Consider the following 16,742-nt stretch of genomic DNA (forward strand, 5'->3'; position numbering starts at 1 on the left):
TCGACGGTGTCAGTTCTTGGCGGGCGCCCAGCCGATCTGCGGGCCGACTTTTTCGACGATGGCTTCGAGCAGCGCGATGTTCTCGGCCAGGCCGAACGAAGGCGGCAGAAAGGCGATGAGGTTGTCGGCCTGCTGAACGGCCTGGTCGGCCAGCAGCGTGTCGACGACGAACGACGGGTCGCCGTGGATGACCGGGCTGACCGAGAACCGGCCGGCACCGCTGCTCGCCGGGGTCAACGCCCCAGCCGGCCGAGCGGCTCCCGGCCCGAGCGTGCGGCGCTCTTCGTCGTAAGCGGCGTACGCCCGAGCTTGCTCTGCCGACGCCGCAGGCAAGAAGGAACGCGAGACCGAGACCTGCGGCTCGAACGGGCCGGTGTGCACCCGGCGGTAGACCTCGATGGCCCGCAGCTGCTCGGCGTTGTAGTCGTCGATGGTGCCCGTCAGAATCGTGCTCAGCAGTAGCCGTAGTCCCTGCCGCCCCACCCGTTCGGCCGACTCGACCGAGCCGCCGCCGAACCACACCCGCTCGGGCAGGCCGGGGCTGACCGGTCCCGCGGTGAGTTCGGTGCCGAAGGCAATGGGCGCATCCACGTCGTCGATGGTGTCGAGTACCTCGCCGCGGATGCCGCGCAAGAACGTCGCCAGGCGGGCCTGCGACTGTTCGCGCCCGTCGTTCGGCTGCTGCCCGAAGAGCCTGCCGTAGCCGCCCTGGCCGGTGCCGAGGCCGAGCTGGAGCCGGCCGCCGGTCAGAAGGTCGGCCGTGCCGGCGGCCTCGGCGAGCAGCACCGGGTCTTCGTAGCGGATGCCGATGATGGCGGTGCCGAGCCCGATACGTTCGGTGTGCTGCGCGACGGCCGCATGAAAGACGAGGGGGGAGGCGAGGTAGTTGTCGAAGTGCCGCTGGTACACCCAGCCCGAGTCGAAACCGAGCTGTTCGGCGATGCGGAAGAGCTCGATACCCTCACGTAGGCCCTCGGCCTGTCGGCCCGGCGTGAAAGGGATGCGCGTGTGAAAGCCGAGGGTGAACGGGCGTCGTGCGGAGGTTTCGGTCGACATGAAGACATCTTGTTCGACCGGGCCTCGCGTCGCGGTCAGATGACGATTCGTTGCACGTCACACATCGTCACACAGGGTCTGAACGGGAATCCGCCGGCCGGATGCCCTGTTGACTTGGCTACTATGCCGACCACGCCCCGCGTCTACATCATCCACGAGAATCCGGAGTGGCTGCCGCCGCTGGAGGCGGCCTTTACAGCGATCGGCACCGAGGTCAGCGAGATTCTCGTCACCGCTGGTTCGCTCGATCTCGGCTCACGGCCGGAACCCGGCGTGTATTGGTCGAGGCTGAGCGCCTCGTCGCACACCCGAGGCCATGCCGATTCGAAGGAGTACGCCCGCGCCCTGCTGACGTGGCTCGAGAGCAACGGCGCGCGGGTGGTCAACGGCCGGTCGGTCGTCGAGTTCGAGGTGAGCAAGGTGCAGCAGCACCAGGCGCTGTCTCGCGCCGGGTTCGATGTGCCGCGAACGACCGCCGTCTTCGGCCGCAGCGAGCTGAAAAGCGTCGCCCGAACCTTCGAGACACCGTTCATCTCGAAGCACAATCAGGGCGGCAAGGGCCTCGGCGTGCGCCGCTTCGACTCGCACGACGAGTTCGACCGCCACGTCGACTCGGCCGAATTCGAGCCGTCGCCCGACGGCGTCACCCTGATTCAGGAGTACCTGGTGGCGCGCGAGCCGTTCGTCACGCGCGTCGAGTTCGTCGGCGGGCGGTACGTTTACGCTGTTCGTGTCGACATCTCGTCAGGCAGCTTCGAGCTCTGCCCGGCCGACGCCTGCGCGGTCGATGCCGACGCCGACGAGCCGGGAGCCGAACCCGCGCCCCTCTTTGCGCTGCGCGCGGGATTCGACGACGACCCGTTGATCGCCCGTTACGAGGCGTTTCTCGCCGACAGCGGCATCGAGATCGCCGGAATCGAGTTCATCGAGACCGCCGACGGGCGTCGGGTAACGTACGACATCAATACGAACACCAACTACAATCCCGACGTCGAGGCCGCGTCACAACGCTCCGGCCCCGACGCGATCGCCCGCTACCTCACCGATCTGCTCGCCGAGCAGGCGCCAGCCGATCATCCGGCCACCGATTCGACCGGTCAGCCGACCGACCCCGATCATCCGATCGCCACCGCATCGCCAACCAGTACAACCAGTACGACCATCACCGCACCATCGACCCAGAAAGCACTCGCCTGATGTCTCACTACCTCGACCCGAACGACAAGAAGTTCACCCGCGTCTACAAGACCGAGACGCCCGACATGCTGAAGACGTTCAACGACTTCAATGCCGCCGTTTTCGCGCCGGAGGGGCCCGAGCTGTCGCTGAAGGTGCGCGAACTCATCGCCGTGGCCGTGGGCATCACGACGCAGTGCGTCTACTGCATCGAGGCCCACTCGAAGAACGCCGCTGCTGCGGGCGCCACCGAGAAGGAGCTCGCCGAGACCGCCTGGGTCGCGACGGCCATCCGCGCCGGCGGCGGCTTCGCCCACGGCCGCCTCGCCTTCAAGTTCACCGAGGGTGAGCCCGCCGAGCACACGCATTAGGCTCCCGCGCCCGCGCCCGCGCAAAAACAGCGGAGATTCCGGGGTAGTGGCGGCTATAGGCCGGTACACCCTCGGGTTCTCCGCTGTTTTCGCGCGCGGCGCGCGGCTCCGGATGCCCGGGGTCGCCGCCCGCGACGGCAGGCGCCTTACGGAATGAGTACGAGCTTGCCGCGCACGTGACCGGCCTCGCTGATGCGGTGCGCCTCGGCGGCCTGCTCGAGCGGCAGGGCCTGCGAGACCTCTATCTCGAAACGCCCGGCAGCGAGCAACTCGGCGAGCACCGACAGCGATTCGGCGCGTAACGCCTGCTCTTCGGGCGTCAACGGCACGGGGTTTCCGCCCGCCCAGGCTCGAATGCCGAGTTCGGCTGCTCGAGCTCCGACGACAACGGTGCCGATCGCGGCGCGATCATCTACCAGCTCGAGCGACGCCGCGATCGCCTCGTCGGTTCCGACCGCATCGAGCACGAGGTCGATGCCGCCGGGCGCCGCGGCACGCACGCGCTCCACCAGCCCGGGCCCGTACGCAACCGGAATCGCCCCGAGCTCGATCAGGCGCGCGTGATTCGCCGGGCTCGCCGTGCCGATCACGGTCGCGCCCCATTCCCGGGCGAACTGCACGGCCGCCTGGCCGACGCCACCAGAGGCGCCGTGGATCAGCAGCGTCGTTCCCTCGCCCACGCCGAGCGAGCGCAACGCCTGGTACGCCGTTCCCACCGGCACTCCGACCGCAGCGGCCTGACCCCAGTCGAGGCCCGCCGGTTTTGCCACCAGGTGTGCGGCGTCGGCGGCCAGATGGCTCGCGTAGGCTCCGTAAACACCGCGCACGATTACCTCGTCGCCGACCTGCCAGCCATCGACGCCGTCACGCGCACCGCCGTCACGCGCAACGCTCTCGTGCACCTCGACGATCACACCCGCGGCATCCGTACCGACGCCGCGCGGTTCGGTGAGCGGACCGCTGGCGCGCAGACCGCCGCGCAGCTTCCAGTCGATGGGGTTCACCCCGGCAGCGCGCACCTCGACGACCACCTGGCCTTCGGATGCCCGGGGTACGTCGATCTCGGCGACCTCGAGTACCTCTGGCCCGCCGAATCGCGAATACTGCACTCGTCTGGGCATCAGACTCCCTTTCGTTCCTTAACGTTCTCCAACGAACGGTACGACTGGCGGATGCCCGGGGCAGCCCCGTTTCGTCACAAGTTGTCACGCAACCCGACACAACTCGTCACGTGCTCGCCGGGGCACGGGTGACCCCAGTACGTTCAGAACACCGAAAGCCCGAGTCAACCTCACAGGAAGGATCGCATCCATGTCGCTTGCCCGAATGCCGCGATGTTCCTGTCGATTCGCACGCAACTGATCTGCACTCGCTGATCTGAGCGCCACTCCCGCTCAGTTGAGACTGAGCCCGGTCGAGGTCTTCTGCACGGCGATCACCGCGGTCGAGACCGCGATCGCCGCGCTCGGCAACCCCGGGCTGACGCGCAACAACCCGCTCGAGCGACATCGGCGGGACGTGCTCGCTTCGCGCGTGCATCCACCGCAAGACGACGCCGCCCTGCTCGTGGCCGGGCACCGCGTTCTCGCGACGTACATGCCTGAGACGCATTCGCCTGAGACATACATGCCTGAGACGTACATGCCTGAGACGTACACCCCCTGAACCGACCTACCTGCACCACCCACAGCACCCCACGGAGAGAGACAGAGCAATGACAGAACACAAACACTTCAGACGGCGAACCGCCGCGCTGGCCGCCACGGTGGCAGCCGTAGCACTGGTGCTCACCGGATGCTCGACCGGCACCTCTGACGCAAGTGCCACCAGCAGCGACACCGCGACCCCTGTGCCCGGCGGCACCCTCAAAGTGGCCTTCTGGGACGACCAGCAGGGCTGCATCGACCCGAACCAGGTGTACTGGATCGAGTCGCGCTCCATCGACCGCCAGGTCGCAGACTCGCTCACCGACCAAGACCCCGACACCGGCAAGATCGTGCCCTGGCTGGCCACCAGCTGGACCGTCAGCCCCGACGCCACGCAGTACGTCTTCACCCTTCGTGACGGCGTCACGTTCAGCGATGGCGAGAAGCTCGACGCCACCGCGGTGAAGACCGCGCTCGACGGCACCTTCGCGCTGGGCGCCAAGTCGATTCTGGGCTTGACCTACCTGGCGGGCTATGGTTCGACCACGGTGATCGACCCGACGCACGTGCAGGTGACCTTCACGAAGCCGAACGCGGCCTTCCTGCAGGCGACGTCGACGACGACGCTGGCGATTCTGGCGCCGAAGACGTATACCGAGACGCCGGAACAGCGCTGCGCAGGTGCGATCGTCGGCTCGGGTGCGTTCACGCTCGACAACTACACGGCGGCGACGTCGGCCCACCTCACCAAGCGTGCCGACTATGCCTGGCCGTCGAGCCTGGTGAAGAACCAGGGCGCGGCGTACCTCGACGCGATCGACATCACCTACATCAAAGAAGACAGCGTTCGTAACGGCGAACTCACGGCCGGCACCATCGACATCGCCTGGCCACGCCAGCCGATCTCCGACGCCGACCAGCAGGTCATCACGGCGGCCGGCGACACCATCGAGTCACGTCCGTTGCCCGGTATTTCGAGCATCATCGTGCCGAACGTGACCCATGGTGGCCCCCTCGCCGACGCGAATGTGCGAAATGCTCTGCAGAAGTCGATCGATCGTAAGACCTACGCGTCGACGATCTTCTGGGCTGACTATCCCGTCGTCGAGAGTGTCGTCGACTCGACCACGCCGTTCGCCACCGACGAGTCGAGCCTGCTGGCCTACGACCCCGATGGCGCGAAGAAGCTGCTCGACGCGGCGGGCTACACCGTTGGCGCCGACGGCTACCGCTACAAGAACGGCCAGGAGCTCACGCTGCACTACCCGCTGGTCGTCAGTGGCCCGGGTGAGCAGTTGCTGCAAGACCAGCTCAAGCAGGTCGGCATCAACCTCTCGCTCGACGTCGTGACCTCCGCGCAGAGCACGCAGAAGCTCGCCGCCGGCGACTACGACCTCACGGGTACCTACCTGACTCGTGCAGACCCGAGCGTGCTCGGATCAGCGGTCGATCAGGCGACCTCGAAGGCGGCGTCGGCCGTGAACAGCCAAGACCCCACCACCGCGGCGGCCGTCAGCACGCTGTTCGCTGCGGGCCTGCAGACCTCCGACGACACGGCGCGCGCCGCGGCGTACGGAGACGTGCAGAAAGAGCTGATCTCCACAGGTTCTGCGTTCCCGATCTTCGAGCGAGTGCAGATCGCGGGCGTCTCGAGCAAGGTGCACGGATTCGCCTTCACGTCGGAGGCGTTCCTTCGGGCGAACGACATCTGGCTCGAGCAGTAGACGAGCACGAGTTCACACCCTGTAACACTCGCGGGGCCGATGTGCGAGCCGCACGAGTCGCGCGATATACATAGCAGGAACCCTCAATCTGGGGGCGGAGTGATCCGTCCCCAGATTTCTGCGCGTTCACCACACACCCCACCGAGGAATCACGCCCCATGACCGACGCCGACCTAGACGCCCCGAAGTCCGCGCGTGTGTTCCGCACGGGGCTGGGGGTCATGCTGCGGGGCTCCCGCGAGCATCCACTCGCCATCAGCATCGCCATCGTCGCCGGTCTCATCAACGGATCGACGATGGTGCTCGGCTCGCTCGCCATCGGCTGGGCCACCGACAACCTCATCGTTCCCGCCTTCGCGGGCGGTGACATCGCGGGCGGAGTGTGGATCACCGCCTTCGTCGCCATCATCGGTGTCTCGGCGCTGCGGATGATCACCATCGTCATTCGCGGAATCGCGACCGGTGTCGTGCAGTTCGGTTCGCAGGCCTCGACGCGGTCCGCCGTGACACGGCAGTACCTGCGCTTGGGCAGCTCGTGGCATCGCCGTCACTCCACCGGACAATTGCTCTCGAACGCGACCTCAGACGTCGACGTTCAGTGGCAGCCCATGAACTACTTCGCCTTCGCCATCGGCATGGTCTTCATGCTCGTCTTCGCGCTGGTCGACGTGACGTTCACGAGTTTGTCGCTCGGCCTCATCACGATGGTGTTCGTGCCTCTCGTGCTCGCTCTGAACGTGGTGTACCAGCGCGTGATCACCCCGCGCGCGCGGGCCGCCCAGGCCGCCCGGGCCAACGTCTCCCGCCTGGCCCACGAGGGATTCGCGGGCGACCACGTCATTCGCACGCTGGGCATCGGTGCGGCCGAGAGTCTGCGGTTCGCCGACGGAGCGCAGCAGCTGCGCACCGCCAACACGCGGATGGGGTATGCGAGCGCGATCTTCGACCCGCTCATCGAACTCATTCCGACGGCGACCGTGCTCGTGGTGCTGCTCGTCGGATCGAATCTCGTGCTGACGGGCAGTATCACCACGGGAACCCTCGTGCAGGTGATCTACCTGCTGCTCACCATGGCGCTGCCGCTGAACATCATCGGGCGCTTCTTGAGCGTGCTGCCGCTCGGGGTCATCGGGCATGAGCGGGTGTCGCACGTGCTCGACTCCGATGAATATGCCGAGCACGGCATATTCGAGGCGGCTCCGGATGCCCCGGTCTCCGTTGCTCTGAACGACGCCGGTCACAGCTACTCACACCCCGCCGCCGCCCTGCCGTCGACGCTGCACATCGACGCGGGGGAGATCATCGCCGTCGTCGGCAGCACGGGCGCCGGAAAGAGCACCCTGCTGCACCTCATCGCCGGGCTCATCGAGAGCCATACCGGTGAGGTGACCTACGACGGAACCAACGTCAGGGCGTTCTCGCACGAATCCACCAGCGCGCGGGTCGCCGTGGTGCCGCAGACCGGGTTCGTGTTCGACGACTCGGTTCGGGGTAACGTGACGCTCGGCCGGCCGATCGATGATGCGCAGGTGTGGCGGGCGCTGCGCGTCGCGCAGGCGCAGGAGTTCGTCGCCGAGCATCCGAACGGCCTCGATGCACCACTCGGTGACCCGCTGAGCGGCGGGCAGCGTCAGCGGATTGTTCTGGCGCGAGCGCTGGCCGGTGAGCCGGCGCTGCTGATTCTCGATGATGCGACGAGTGCGCTCGACCCGAACGTGGAGCGGGCGGTCGTGGAGCAGCTTCGCCAGTACCTGGCCACCGAGCATCCGCGTCGCACGACGGTGGTGATGTCGGCGTCGCGTAAGAACACGATCGCGCTGGCCGACCGGGTCGTGTACCTGCGCGACGGGCGCGTCGTCGCGTTCGGTACTCACGCCGAGGTCAGCGCCGAGCACGAGGAGTACCGCGACATCGTGGCCGCCTACGACAACACGCTGACCGCGGCGACGGAGCACGTCTCGTGAGCACGACGCGAAGCCGCGCCGATGGCGCTACCCGCGGTGGGCGCCGTATCACTCGCGCCGGCCGCGCCGGTGGCGCTAGTAGCGCTGATGCCCGCGGTGGCGGCCCGGATGCCTCCGCCAGCCCAGCGCCCTCGGTGCGCGCCGGCCTGGCGCTGACTCCGCAGATCTTCACCGGGCTCTGGGTGACGCTGCTGTTCGCGCTCGTGGCTGCGGGCGGGCGCATCGTGGTGCCGTTGACGGTGCAGTTCTGTATCGATCATGGATTGGCCGCGGGCATCCCCGCAGCCCAGACCAACCAGGTGCTGGTCGGTGCCGTGCTGATCGGCGCGGTCGCGGTGGTTGCGGCCGGCATCAGTTCGAGCCTGATGAACCGCCGGCTGGTTCGCGCCACCGAGAGCTCGCTCGCCACTCTGCGCACCACGGCGTTCAGCCACATTCTCGCGCTGTCGCCCACTCGGTACCCGTCGGAGAAGCGCGGCGCGCTCGTCTCCCGCGTGACGAGCGATGTCGACACGGTGTCGCTGTTCACGCAGACCGGCGGGCTCACCCTCGTGATCAATACGGCGCAGATGATTCTCGCTTCGGCCGTCATGCTCGTCTACTCCTGGCAGCTCACGCTCATCGTGTTCGGCATCTCGGCAGTCGCGGTGCTGGTGATGCGGCGCACGCAGCGCATCATCGCGAGACGGTACCGCGCCGTGCGCGACGCGGTCGCGCGGCTCTATGCGCGCATGGCCGAGACGATTCTGGGCGCCGACGTCATCCGCGTCTACGGCGTGGCACCGCGCAGCCAGGCCCGCGTCGACGAGGCCGTCTCGGCGGTGCGCGATGCGCAGCGCGCAACGCTCTGGCCGCTGAACATCAACACCTCGCTGGGTGAAGCGGCCAGCGGACTCATCACGGCCACCGTCGTCGTTCTCGGCTCGGCGATCGGTGCCGGATTCATCGGCTGGGCCTCGATGTCGGCGGGCGAGCTCGTGGCGTTCCTCTTTCTCATCACGTTCTTCGTGCGCCCGCTGCAGTTCTCGGTGTCGATTCTCGGCGAGGCGCAGAGCGCGCGGGCGGGCTGGGGCCGTGTGCTCGAGATCATCGCCATTCCGACCGGTATCGTCACCGAGGCCCACGGGGAGTCGCTGTCACCGGGGGCGCTGAGCGTGACCGCCTCGAACGTGACGTTCTCGTACGTGCCCGGTCGCCCGGTCCTTCGCGACATCGACCTCACCCTTGCGGCAGGCCAGCACATCGCTGTCGTGGGCCAGACCGGGTCGGGAAAGACGACGTTCGTGAAGCTCCTCACCCGGCAGCTCGAACCCACGGCGGGCCAGATCAGGGTGAACGGCGTCGACCTCGCGCGCATCGCCGACAGCGCCCTCGCTCGTCGCGTGGCCATCGTTCCGCAAGAGGCCTTTCTCTTCGATCGCAGCGTGGCAGAGAACATCGCCGTCGCACGTGAGGGTGCCACGCGTGCCGAGGTGCTCGACGTGCTCGCGCGGCTCGGGCTGCAGCAGTGGGCGGATGCCCTGCCGAACGGTCTCGAAACGCAGGCAGGCCAGCGCGGCGAAGCTCTCTCCGCGGGCGAGCGGCAACTCGTGGCTCTTGCGCGCACGGCCCTCGTCGACCCCGATCTGCTCGTGCTCGACGAGGCGACGAGCGGAGTGGATCCGGGTACCGACGTACGGGTGCAGAACGCGCTCGCGAAGCTCGCGCACGGCCGCACGACGGTGACCATCGCGCATCGCATGGTGACCGCCGAGCGGGCCGACACGATTCTCGTGTTTCACGACGGCCGCATCGTCGAGCACGGGCCGCACAACGAGCTCGTGCGCGCCGGGGGACGTTACGCCGGCCTCTACGAGGCCTGGACGGCCATCCGCCAAACCTACTGAGGCCTCGCCCGGCGGGGCCTCGCCGGGCTAGCGCGCGGGGCCGCCTCCTGCCCGCGCGGTACTTCGGCGCTGCCGCGGTACTTCGAACCACCGCGCGAGCGCCGAACCACCGCGCGAGCGCCGAACCACCGCGCGAGCGCCGAAACACCGCGCGAGCGCCGAAACACCGCGCGAGCGCCGAAACACCGCGGGTCGGGCTACTGGGGTGCGTCGCGGCGGGGGCGGATCCGCACGTTCGAGCCGCGGTTGAAGACGTAACCGACGCCGTGCACGGTGCGCACGAGGTCGGCCTCGGCGCCGAGCTTCACCCGCAACCGCCGAACGTGAACGTCGATGGTGCGGGCGCTCGCCTGGTCGCCGGATTCGTCAGACCACAGCACGCCGACCAGCTCTCGGCGGCTGACGGCGCTGCCCTCGTTCTCTACGAGGTACTGCAGCAGCTCGAATTCCATGGAGGTGAGCATCCTCACCTGGCCGCGGATGACCATGCGCTGACGCGAGAGGTCGATGACGACCGTCTCCGAATCGTCACCACCGGCGGCGCTCCCGCTGCCCGCGCTGCCCGCGCCGCCGCCGAGGTGGGCGGCCGCCGCGCCTACCCGCGCGCCCGCGTTCGGCGAGTGAAGGGGCACCTGCTGACTCGACGAGCGCTTCACCACGTCGAGGTCACGCCCACCCGCGTTGCTCGGAGCGACCGCGATCGACGTGTAGGTCTGGGCGCTCGGCGCGATCCTCTGCACCAGGGCCTTCAGCGCGGCGGCCATCTCGGTGAGCGTGGTTCCGTCGGCGAGGGCGTGGAACTCGTCGATTCCGACATAGAGAGCGAACCCGCGCGCCTCGGCGGGTTCGTTCGCTGTGTCGTCGTGACCGGTCATCCGTTCGCCCTCTCGTCTCAGGTTTCTCGCTCTCGTGAAACCTCGACGCGGCGACGGGAATCGAACCCGCGTACACAGCTTTGCAGGCTGCTCCCTGGCCTCTCGGGCACACCGCGACAACCGAATTTCTTCGATATGCCGAGTCTGCGGCGACAGTGCAAGGCCCCTCAATCAAGATGACGACTCGTGACTCTGTGTCTCGCTCTGTTGCGTGGCCGCTTTACATTTCGCAGTGTGCAGCTTTGTTACGGCCGCGTTGGTGAAAGCCCGGGCCGCGGCATAGCTTCAAGAGATGAGCGACACCCCTGCGTGGCACGAGCGTTCCGGGCAGCTGACGCTCGGTGTGGCAGTGCGCACCCTCGGCGCGTTCGCCTCGGGGTGGCGGATGCCCGGGGCTCACTCCGACCCGGCCGACGACGTTTCGGCGCTCAAGCGGGTCGCGGCGGTGGCAGAGGCGGCCGCCTTCGACTTTCTGTACTTCGGCGACTGGCTCTCGACGGGAGCGGAGCTCGAGCTCACCGACCCACATCTGCTGGTGCGTACCGATCCGTTGAGCACTCCCGCGTTTCTCGCCGCAGTGACGTCGCGAATCGGGCTGGTCGGCACGGTCAGTCTGACCTATACCGAGCCGTACGCCGCTGCGCGAACCGCCGCCTCGATCGACCTGCTGAGCGAGGGGCGCTTCGGGCTGAATCTGCTGATCGGCAGTGATCCGCGGGCGGCCGCCAACTTCTCCGCCACGCCCGCCGGTACGGGCGCGAACCGATTCGCGGTTGCCGAAGAGTACGTGACCGTGTTGCGGGGGCTGTGGGCGAGCGTGCAACCGGCATTGTTCAGCCGAGACTCGGTCGCCGGCAGGCTCATCGACTCCTCCCGGCTGAGAGCGCTCGAGCACCACGGAGAATCCTTTTCGGTGCGCGGGCCGCTGAACACGCTGCCGCCGATACAGGGCAGTGTGCCGTTGGCCTTCGCGGGCTCGTCCCCGAGAGCCCGTGCATTCGCCGCGACGGTCGCAGAGGTGTATCTCACCTCGCCGTCGAGCCTCGGTGAGGCCATCAAGGCCTATCGCGACATGGGTCTCTTGGTCGAGGCCGCCGGTCGGGCTCGGGGCGATCTGAAGGTCGTGGCACCCCTGCTGCCCCTCGTGGCGCCGACCCGTCGTGCGGCTCAGGATCTCTACGACCAGCTCGTTTCGCTCACTGTTCTGCACGGCGATGCCGGCGCGCCCGACCTCTCTGTTCTGGGAGCGCACCGCACCGCGGCGCACATCACCCAGCTCGTGGGTCTGCCGCTGAGCGAACGAGAATTCGACGACCCCGTGACGCCGGCCGACTCGTTGCGATTCAACGCAGCTGGGCGCAAGCTGCTCGAGATCGACGAGAAGCGCTCGGGACGGGTCGTCGGTTCACGCCGGGTGCCCACCTACCGGCACCTTCTGGTCGCTCAGCTCATCGACGCGCCTGTGGTCGTCGGTTCTCCCGCCGATATCGCCGACACCATCGAGACCTGGTATCGCTCGAGCGCGGTCGACGGATTCACCATTCTCAGCGCGTACCTGCACGAGCAGTTCGAGTCGTTCGCCGAGCTGGTGCTGCCGGAACTGCGGCGTCGGGGGCTCTTTCGTGAGCAGTACGAAGGTACGACGTTGCGGGAGCATTTACGCACGGCGGCGCCTGCCAGAGCCGGCTCGACGGCGGCGCCAGTGGCGCCGGCAGCCGCCCGTCGCCCGTGCGACACCGGGGCGACCTCGTGAGCGACGACCGCAACGACCCCGAGTACGACTGGGACGGCTACGGCTTCGCCACCCGCCAGGTGCACGCGGGCGAACGCGAAGACCTCACCAGCGGCGCGCGCGTCTCGCCCATCGCCATGACGGCCGGGTACCGCTTCGATTCGTTCGACGACGCTCGAAGCCGGTTCTCCGGTGACGCCGACGGACTGATCTACTCCCGCCAGCGCAACCCGTCGGGCACGGTCGCCGAGCGGCGCATCGCCTCGCTCGAGGGCGGCACCGAGGCCATCGTCGTCTCGAGCGGCCAGGCGGCCATCACCGCGGCGCTCTTCGCGCTCGCCCAGTCGGGCGACCGCATCGTGTCGACGGCGAGCATCTACAGCGGAACCCGCATTCTGTTCGGGCGCAGCTTCAGGCGCATGGGAATCGGCGTCGACTACGTCTGGGGTGACGACTCGGGCGGTGACTCGGCAGGCGGCTCGAGCGGCAGGTCGTCCGGCGACGACTGCGAGTGGGAACGGATGATCGGCCCCGACACCAAGGCCATCTTCACCGAGACCATTCCGAACCCGAAGAACGACATCGTCGACATCGCCCGCGTTGCGCGCGTCGCCGAGCGGCACGGACTGCCTCTCGTGGTCGACAACACCATCGCGACGCCGTACCTGATCCGGCCGTTCGAGCACGGCGCCGCCATCGTGGTGCACTCGTCCACCAAGTTCTTGAGCGGTCACGGTGCGGCTCTGTCGGGCACGATCGTCGACGGCGGGCGCTTCGACTGGGCCGGGGCGGGCCGGTCGTACCCCCTCATCACCGAGGCGCCGCGCGCCGGGGTGCTGTCGAACCTCGACCGCTACGGCCCGACGGCCTATGCCCGGGCGGCACGAGAGGGTGTCGTGAACGACATCGGTCCGGCGCTGTCGCCGTTCAACGCGTTCTTACTGCACCAGGGCATCGAGACACTGACTGTTCGCATGAAAGAGCACCTCGCCAATGCGGCGCACGTCGCCGAGTGGCTCGCCGGGCATCCGAAGGTCGAAAGCGTCGACTACGCCGGACTGCCCGGCAACCCGCGGTTCGAGCTCGCCCAGCGGCTCTACGGCGGACGCACCGGATCGGTGTTCGCCGTGACCATTGCGGGCGGCGAGGCGGGAGCGCGGCGCTTTCTCAACCGGTTGCGGGTGTTCAGCCACATGACGAACATCGGCGACGTGCGGTCGATGGCGCTGCACCCGGCCACCACCACGCACGCCTCGTTCACGCCCGAGCTGCGTTCGCGGCTCGGCATCGCCCCCGGCCTTGTGCGTCTCTCCGTGGGCGTCGAAGACCCCGGCGATCTGCTCGCCGACCTCGACCGCGCCCTCTCCTGACCTTCTCGCCGGGGGTTGCGGGTACCGCGTAAGGCAGTTGTTACACCGGGTGACGGCTCATTGCGTCAGATGACGGGCGTGAGGATGTGAAACTCTGTGCGCTGCGAACGGCAGGGCACAATCGAAGAACGATGACAATGAGATTCGGCTATTGGTCGCCGCTGAACGGCGGCTGGCTCCGCAACATTCCCGACGAGAATACGCCCGCCACCTTCGAGCACATCAAGGCGATCGCGCTCGAAGCAGAGGCCTCGGGCTTCGACGTGACGCTGGTGCCCGAGCTCAACCTCAACGACCAGAAGGGCATGCCCAGCCCCCGTCTCGACGCCTGGACCGTCGCCGCCGGCCTGGCCGCGGTCACACAATCGATCGAGATCATGGCGGCGGTCAGACCCGGTTTTCACCTCCCCGCTATTGCCGCCAAACAGGCTGCCACCATCGACGAGATCAGCGGCGGCCGCTTCTCGCTGAACGTCGTGTCGGCGTGGTGGGCCGAGGAGGCTCGGCAGTACGGCGGCATCTTCGCCGAGCACGACGAGCGTTACCGTCGCACCGAAGAGTTCGTGGCGGTGCTGCGCGGGCTGTGGAGCGAGACGCCCTTCTCGTTCGACGGCTCGTTCTACCAGTTCGACGGCACCTACGCCGAGCCCAAACCGCTGCACCGGCCGACCATCTACGCCGGCGGCGAGAGCGAGGCCGGCCGTGATTCCATCAGCCGGTTCGCCGACGCGTACGTGACGCACGGCGGAACGGTCGACGAGATTCGCGAGAAGATCGCCGACCTCGGCCGCCGCCGCGACCTGCACGGCAGGCCACCCCTCGAGACCGTCGGCATGGCCGCGTTCGCCATCGTGCGCGACACCGAAGCGGATGCCCGTGCCGAACTCGCGCGCATTACAGAAGTGCAGCCGGGGCCGAGTTTTGCCAGCTTCACCGAGTTCGTCGAAAAATCCGAACTCGACCTCGAGATCACGCTGAAGGACTATTCGGTCTCGAACCGGGGCCTGCGGCCGGGGCTCGTCGGCACGACCGAAGCGGTCGCCGACACGATCGTCGAGTTCGAGAAAGCCGGGCTCGGTCTGCTGCTTCTGCAGTTCTCGCCGAATCTGCCCGAACTCAAGAGGTTCGCCGCTGACGTGATCCCGCTCGTTCGGCAGCGGGAAGAGCAGCTCGGGCTGTGAACGCGCGCGACTCTGCCCGCACGACTCTGCCCGCACGGCCCTGGGCCGGCGCGACCCAGAGCCCGCGCGACCCTCGAAAGGACCCTGACCCGCCCATGAAATTCATCACGATCGACTTGATCTCGGCATCCGGTGCCCTCGGCGAAGCGCCGCTGAGGGCTCGCGAACGACTGCACCGGGTCGTCGACAATGCGGTGTTCGCCGAGAGCCTCGGTTTCGACAGTGTGGGCATCGGCGAGCATCACGAGCAGGGCTTTCTTGCGACGGCCCCGACCGTGGTGCTGTCGGTGCGGCGCCGCGACCTGCCCGGCCGGGAGTGGGGGCCGCTGCTCGAACGAGGGGATGATCATCCGGTCGCCGCGCGAACTGCGCCCTACGTCGAGCCTCAGCTCGAGTTGCGGACGCACTAGTGGCGGGCGGTGCTTCGGGAGTCGGCGGCTCGTCCCGGGCAGGCGGATCTTCGGCCCCGGCAGCCGGCCCGCGGCTCGAGCCCACTGCGGAGTCGCGGGCTGCTGCTCTCGCATACATCGACGGCGCTGCGGGTTCGGGGCTGACCGCGCGCTGGAACGAGGAGGCGTGGCAGCGGTGGGCGCTGCGGCCCCGCATGTTTCGGGATGTGAGTCGGCTCGATACGTCGACGACCGTGCTCGGGCATCCGCTCGCCACGCCGATCTTCGTCGCCCGTGGGCCGTGCACGGCATCGCCGACGCTGAAGCCGAAAGGGCCACCGCGCGGGCCGCGCGCGCCAACGGCGTCGGATTCGCCCTCTCGAGCAGCAGTTCGCTCCCCGTCGAGTCGGTCGCCTCGGTTTCGGGACCGTTTCTGCAGCAGTTGTATCTGTTTCGCGACCGGGAACTGGTCAAGCCGTTTCTCGAGCGAACGGTTCGCGCGGGAGCCTTCGGCATCGCACTCACCGTCGACGCGCCGACGACAGCGACACCGCATCCGTTCCGTACCGGCACCGCCTTCACCGATCTGAGGGGCGCCAGCGGATGGGCGGCGAACTTCGACGGCCTCCCTGCGTCGGCCCTCGGCGCGACCCCCGACCTCGCGCTCGAAGACATCGCGTGGATCCGCGACTTCACCGGGCTGCCAGTCCTGGCCAAGGGCATCATGCGAGCCGACGACGCGCGCCTGGCCGTGGATGCGGGTGCCGCCGGAGTCGTGGTTTCGAACCACGGCGGCCGGCAGCTCGACGCGACACTGCCGACCGCGGAGGTGCTTCGCGAGATCGTGGAGGCTGTGGGTGCTGTGGGTGGGGCCGGTTCCGCCGGTGCCGTGGGTGCCGTGGATGCTGCGGGTGCTGCGGATGCCGCCGGTGCCGCCGGTCGTGGCTCGACGGTGCTCGTCGACGGCGGGATCCGCAGCGGCGAAGACGTTCTGCGAGCGCTCGCCCTCGGCGCGTCGGGTGTGCTCGTCGGGCGTCCGGTCGCCCGCGCGCTCGTGCAGAGTGGTGAGGCGGGCGTTGCTGCGCTGCTGTTGGAGTTGGTGCAGCAATTCGAGCGGGCACTTGCGCTCGCGGGGGCGCCGACGGTGGGGTCGATCGGGCGCGATTTGGTGCGGTATCGGGCGTAGACGCTGGCGGCGTAGCTGTCGCGTTTTCTGATTCTGTGGCTGTGGCAGCTTCTGTAGCTGTTGCCCTCGCTGTCTCTACTTCTGCTTCGTCTCGCCATCCACCGCCACCAGAAAACCGCCCATCTCCGGTTTATCGGTGACCGTCTCGGGGAGGTGTCCGGCGGGTCTCGGTGTCGGTGGGTGCTG

13 protein-coding genes, 1 tRNA gene and 1 pseudogene are annotated in these 16,742 nt (G+C 68.1%); 11 read left to right on the top strand and 4 right to left on the bottom strand.

The features are described 5' to 3' along the window. Positions 1-9: 9 nt before the first annotated feature. Complete coding sequence (locus LQ955_RS19520; protein WP_231026124.1) at positions 10-1,056, bottom strand: LLM class flavin-dependent oxidoreductase; 1,047 nt, start codon at positions 1,054-1,056, stop codon at positions 10-12. 123 nt (positions 1,057-1,179) lie between these two features. On the opposite strand from LQ955_RS19520, the gene LQ955_RS19525 reads away from it, so the two are divergent. Continuing rightward, positions 1,180-2,253 carry an ATP-grasp domain-containing protein gene (locus tag LQ955_RS19525; protein ID WP_231026125.1) on the top strand — a complete coding sequence of 358 codons (1,074 nt, stop codon included), beginning with the start codon at positions 1,180-1,182 and terminating at the stop codon, positions 2,251-2,253. Next, the gene (locus LQ955_RS19530; protein WP_231026126.1) at positions 2,253-2,603 is read left to right on the top strand and encodes a carboxymuconolactone decarboxylase family protein; all 351 of its coding nucleotides are present in this window, start codon (positions 2,253-2,255) and stop codon (positions 2,601-2,603) included. Before LQ955_RS19525 ends, LQ955_RS19530 begins: the two co-directional genes overlap by 1 nt. A 146-nt stretch (positions 2,604-2,749) precedes the next feature. On the opposite strand, the gene LQ955_RS19535 is transcribed toward LQ955_RS19530, so the two are convergent. Then, positions 2,750-3,724 (bottom strand): NADP-dependent oxidoreductase, encoded by a 975-nt coding sequence (locus tag LQ955_RS19535; RefSeq protein WP_231026127.1) that lies wholly within the window; start codon positions 3,722-3,724, stop codon positions 2,750-2,752. A 277-nt stretch (positions 3,725-4,001) separates the two neighbouring features. Here LQ955_RS19535 and LQ955_RS19540 point away from each other — a divergent pair, with 277 nt between their 5' ends. The 4 genes from LQ955_RS19540 to LQ955_RS19555 all read left to right on the top strand — a co-directional run bounded on the left by LQ955_RS19540 (position 4,002) and on the right by LQ955_RS19555 (position 9,823). Then, positions 4,002-4,268: a hypothetical protein gene (locus LQ955_RS19540; protein ID WP_231026128.1), complete on the top strand. Its 267-nt coding sequence runs from the start codon at positions 4,002-4,004 to the stop codon at positions 4,266-4,268. A 49-nt stretch (positions 4,269-4,317) separates the two neighbouring features. Then, complete coding sequence (locus tag LQ955_RS19545; protein WP_231026129.1) at positions 4,318-5,973, top strand: ABC transporter substrate-binding protein; 1,656 nt, start codon at positions 4,318-4,320, stop codon at positions 5,971-5,973. 158 nt (positions 5,974-6,131) lie between these two features. Next, on the top strand, positions 6,132-7,937 hold the full coding sequence (locus LQ955_RS19550; protein WP_231026130.1) for an ABC transporter ATP-binding protein: 1,806 nt from the start codon (positions 6,132-6,134) through the stop codon (positions 7,935-7,937). Continuing rightward, the gene (locus tag LQ955_RS19555; RefSeq protein WP_231026131.1) at positions 7,934-9,823 is read left to right on the top strand and encodes an ABC transporter ATP-binding protein; all 1,890 of its coding nucleotides are present in this window, start codon (positions 7,934-7,936) and stop codon (positions 9,821-9,823) included. Before LQ955_RS19550 ends, LQ955_RS19555 begins: the two co-directional genes overlap by 4 nt. 197 nt (positions 9,824-10,020) lie before the next feature. On the opposite strand, the gene LQ955_RS19560 is transcribed toward LQ955_RS19555, so the two are convergent. Beyond that, on the bottom strand, positions 10,021-10,698 hold the full coding sequence (locus LQ955_RS19560) for a winged helix-turn-helix domain-containing protein (protein WP_231026132.1): 678 nt from the start codon (positions 10,696-10,698) through the stop codon (positions 10,021-10,023). A gap of 45 nt (positions 10,699-10,743) precedes the next feature. Beyond that, a tRNA-Cys gene (locus LQ955_RS19565) sits at positions 10,744-10,814 on the bottom strand. Positions 10,815-10,990: 176 nt separating this feature from the next. Between LQ955_RS19565 and LQ955_RS19570 the strand changes: the two genes are divergently transcribed. The 5 genes and pseudogenes from LQ955_RS19570 to LQ955_RS19590 all read left to right on the top strand — a co-directional run bounded on the left by LQ955_RS19570 (position 10,991) and on the right by LQ955_RS19590 (position 16,556). After that, positions 10,991-12,451, top strand: a complete 1,461-nt coding sequence (locus LQ955_RS19570; RefSeq protein ID WP_231026133.1) for an NtaA/DmoA family FMN-dependent monooxygenase — start codon at positions 10,991-10,993, stop codon at positions 12,449-12,451. Next, positions 12,448-13,800 (top strand): O-acetylhomoserine aminocarboxypropyltransferase/cysteine synthase family protein, encoded by a 1,353-nt coding sequence (locus LQ955_RS19575; RefSeq protein WP_231026134.1) that lies wholly within the window; start codon positions 12,448-12,450, stop codon positions 13,798-13,800. The genes LQ955_RS19570 and LQ955_RS19575 overlap by 4 nt, the downstream gene beginning before the upstream one ends. A 131-nt stretch (positions 13,801-13,931) precedes the next feature. Continuing rightward, positions 13,932-14,981, top strand: coding sequence for an LLM class flavin-dependent oxidoreductase (locus LQ955_RS19580; RefSeq protein ID WP_231026135.1), 1,050 nt, complete (start codon positions 13,932-13,934; stop codon positions 14,979-14,981). A 95-nt stretch (positions 14,982-15,076) separates the two neighbouring features. Then, positions 15,077-15,391 carry an LLM class flavin-dependent oxidoreductase gene (locus LQ955_RS19585; protein ID WP_231026136.1) on the top strand — a complete coding sequence of 105 codons (315 nt, stop codon included), beginning with the start codon at positions 15,077-15,079 and terminating at the stop codon, positions 15,389-15,391. Next, a pseudogene (locus LQ955_RS19590) lies at positions 15,391-16,556 on the top strand (alpha-hydroxy acid oxidase). The gene LQ955_RS19585 and the pseudogene LQ955_RS19590 overlap by 1 nt, the downstream one beginning before the upstream one ends. Positions 16,557-16,742: the final 186 nt, after the last annotated feature.

Origin of the sequence: Subtercola endophyticus, from assembly GCF_021044565.1 — a bacterium.
Classification (GTDB): Bacteria; Actinomycetota; Actinomycetes; order Actinomycetales; family Microbacteriaceae; genus Subtercola; species Subtercola endophyticus.

Coding starts and splice junctions, on each gene's coding strand:
- LQ955_RS19560 (WP_231026132.1), bottom strand. CDS start 10,698: ATGACCGGTCACGACGACACAGCGAACGAACCCGCCGAGGCGCGCGGG.
- LQ955_RS19585 (WP_231026136.1), top strand. CDS start 15,077: ATGAAATTCATCACGATCGACTTGATCTCGGCATCCGGTGCCCTCGGC.
- LQ955_RS19520 (WP_231026124.1), bottom strand. CDS start 1,056: ATGTCGACCGAAACCTCCGCACGACGCCCGTTCACCCTCGGCTTTCAC.
- LQ955_RS19580 (WP_231026135.1), top strand. CDS start 13,932: ATGACAATGAGATTCGGCTATTGGTCGCCGCTGAACGGCGGCTGGCTC.
- LQ955_RS19530 (WP_231026126.1), top strand. CDS start 2,253: ATGTCTCACTACCTCGACCCGAACGACAAGAAGTTCACCCGCGTCTAC.
- LQ955_RS19525 (WP_231026125.1), top strand. CDS start 1,180: ATGCCGACCACGCCCCGCGTCTACATCATCCACGAGAATCCGGAGTGG.
- LQ955_RS19550 (WP_231026130.1), top strand. CDS start 6,132: ATGACCGACGCCGACCTAGACGCCCCGAAGTCCGCGCGTGTGTTCCGC.
- LQ955_RS19545 (WP_231026129.1), top strand. CDS start 4,318: ATGACAGAACACAAACACTTCAGACGGCGAACCGCCGCGCTGGCCGCC.
- LQ955_RS19535 (WP_231026127.1), bottom strand. CDS start 3,724: ATGCCCAGACGAGTGCAGTATTCGCGATTCGGCGGGCCAGAGGTACTC.
- LQ955_RS19570 (WP_231026133.1), top strand. CDS start 10,991: ATGAGCGACACCCCTGCGTGGCACGAGCGTTCCGGGCAGCTGACGCTC.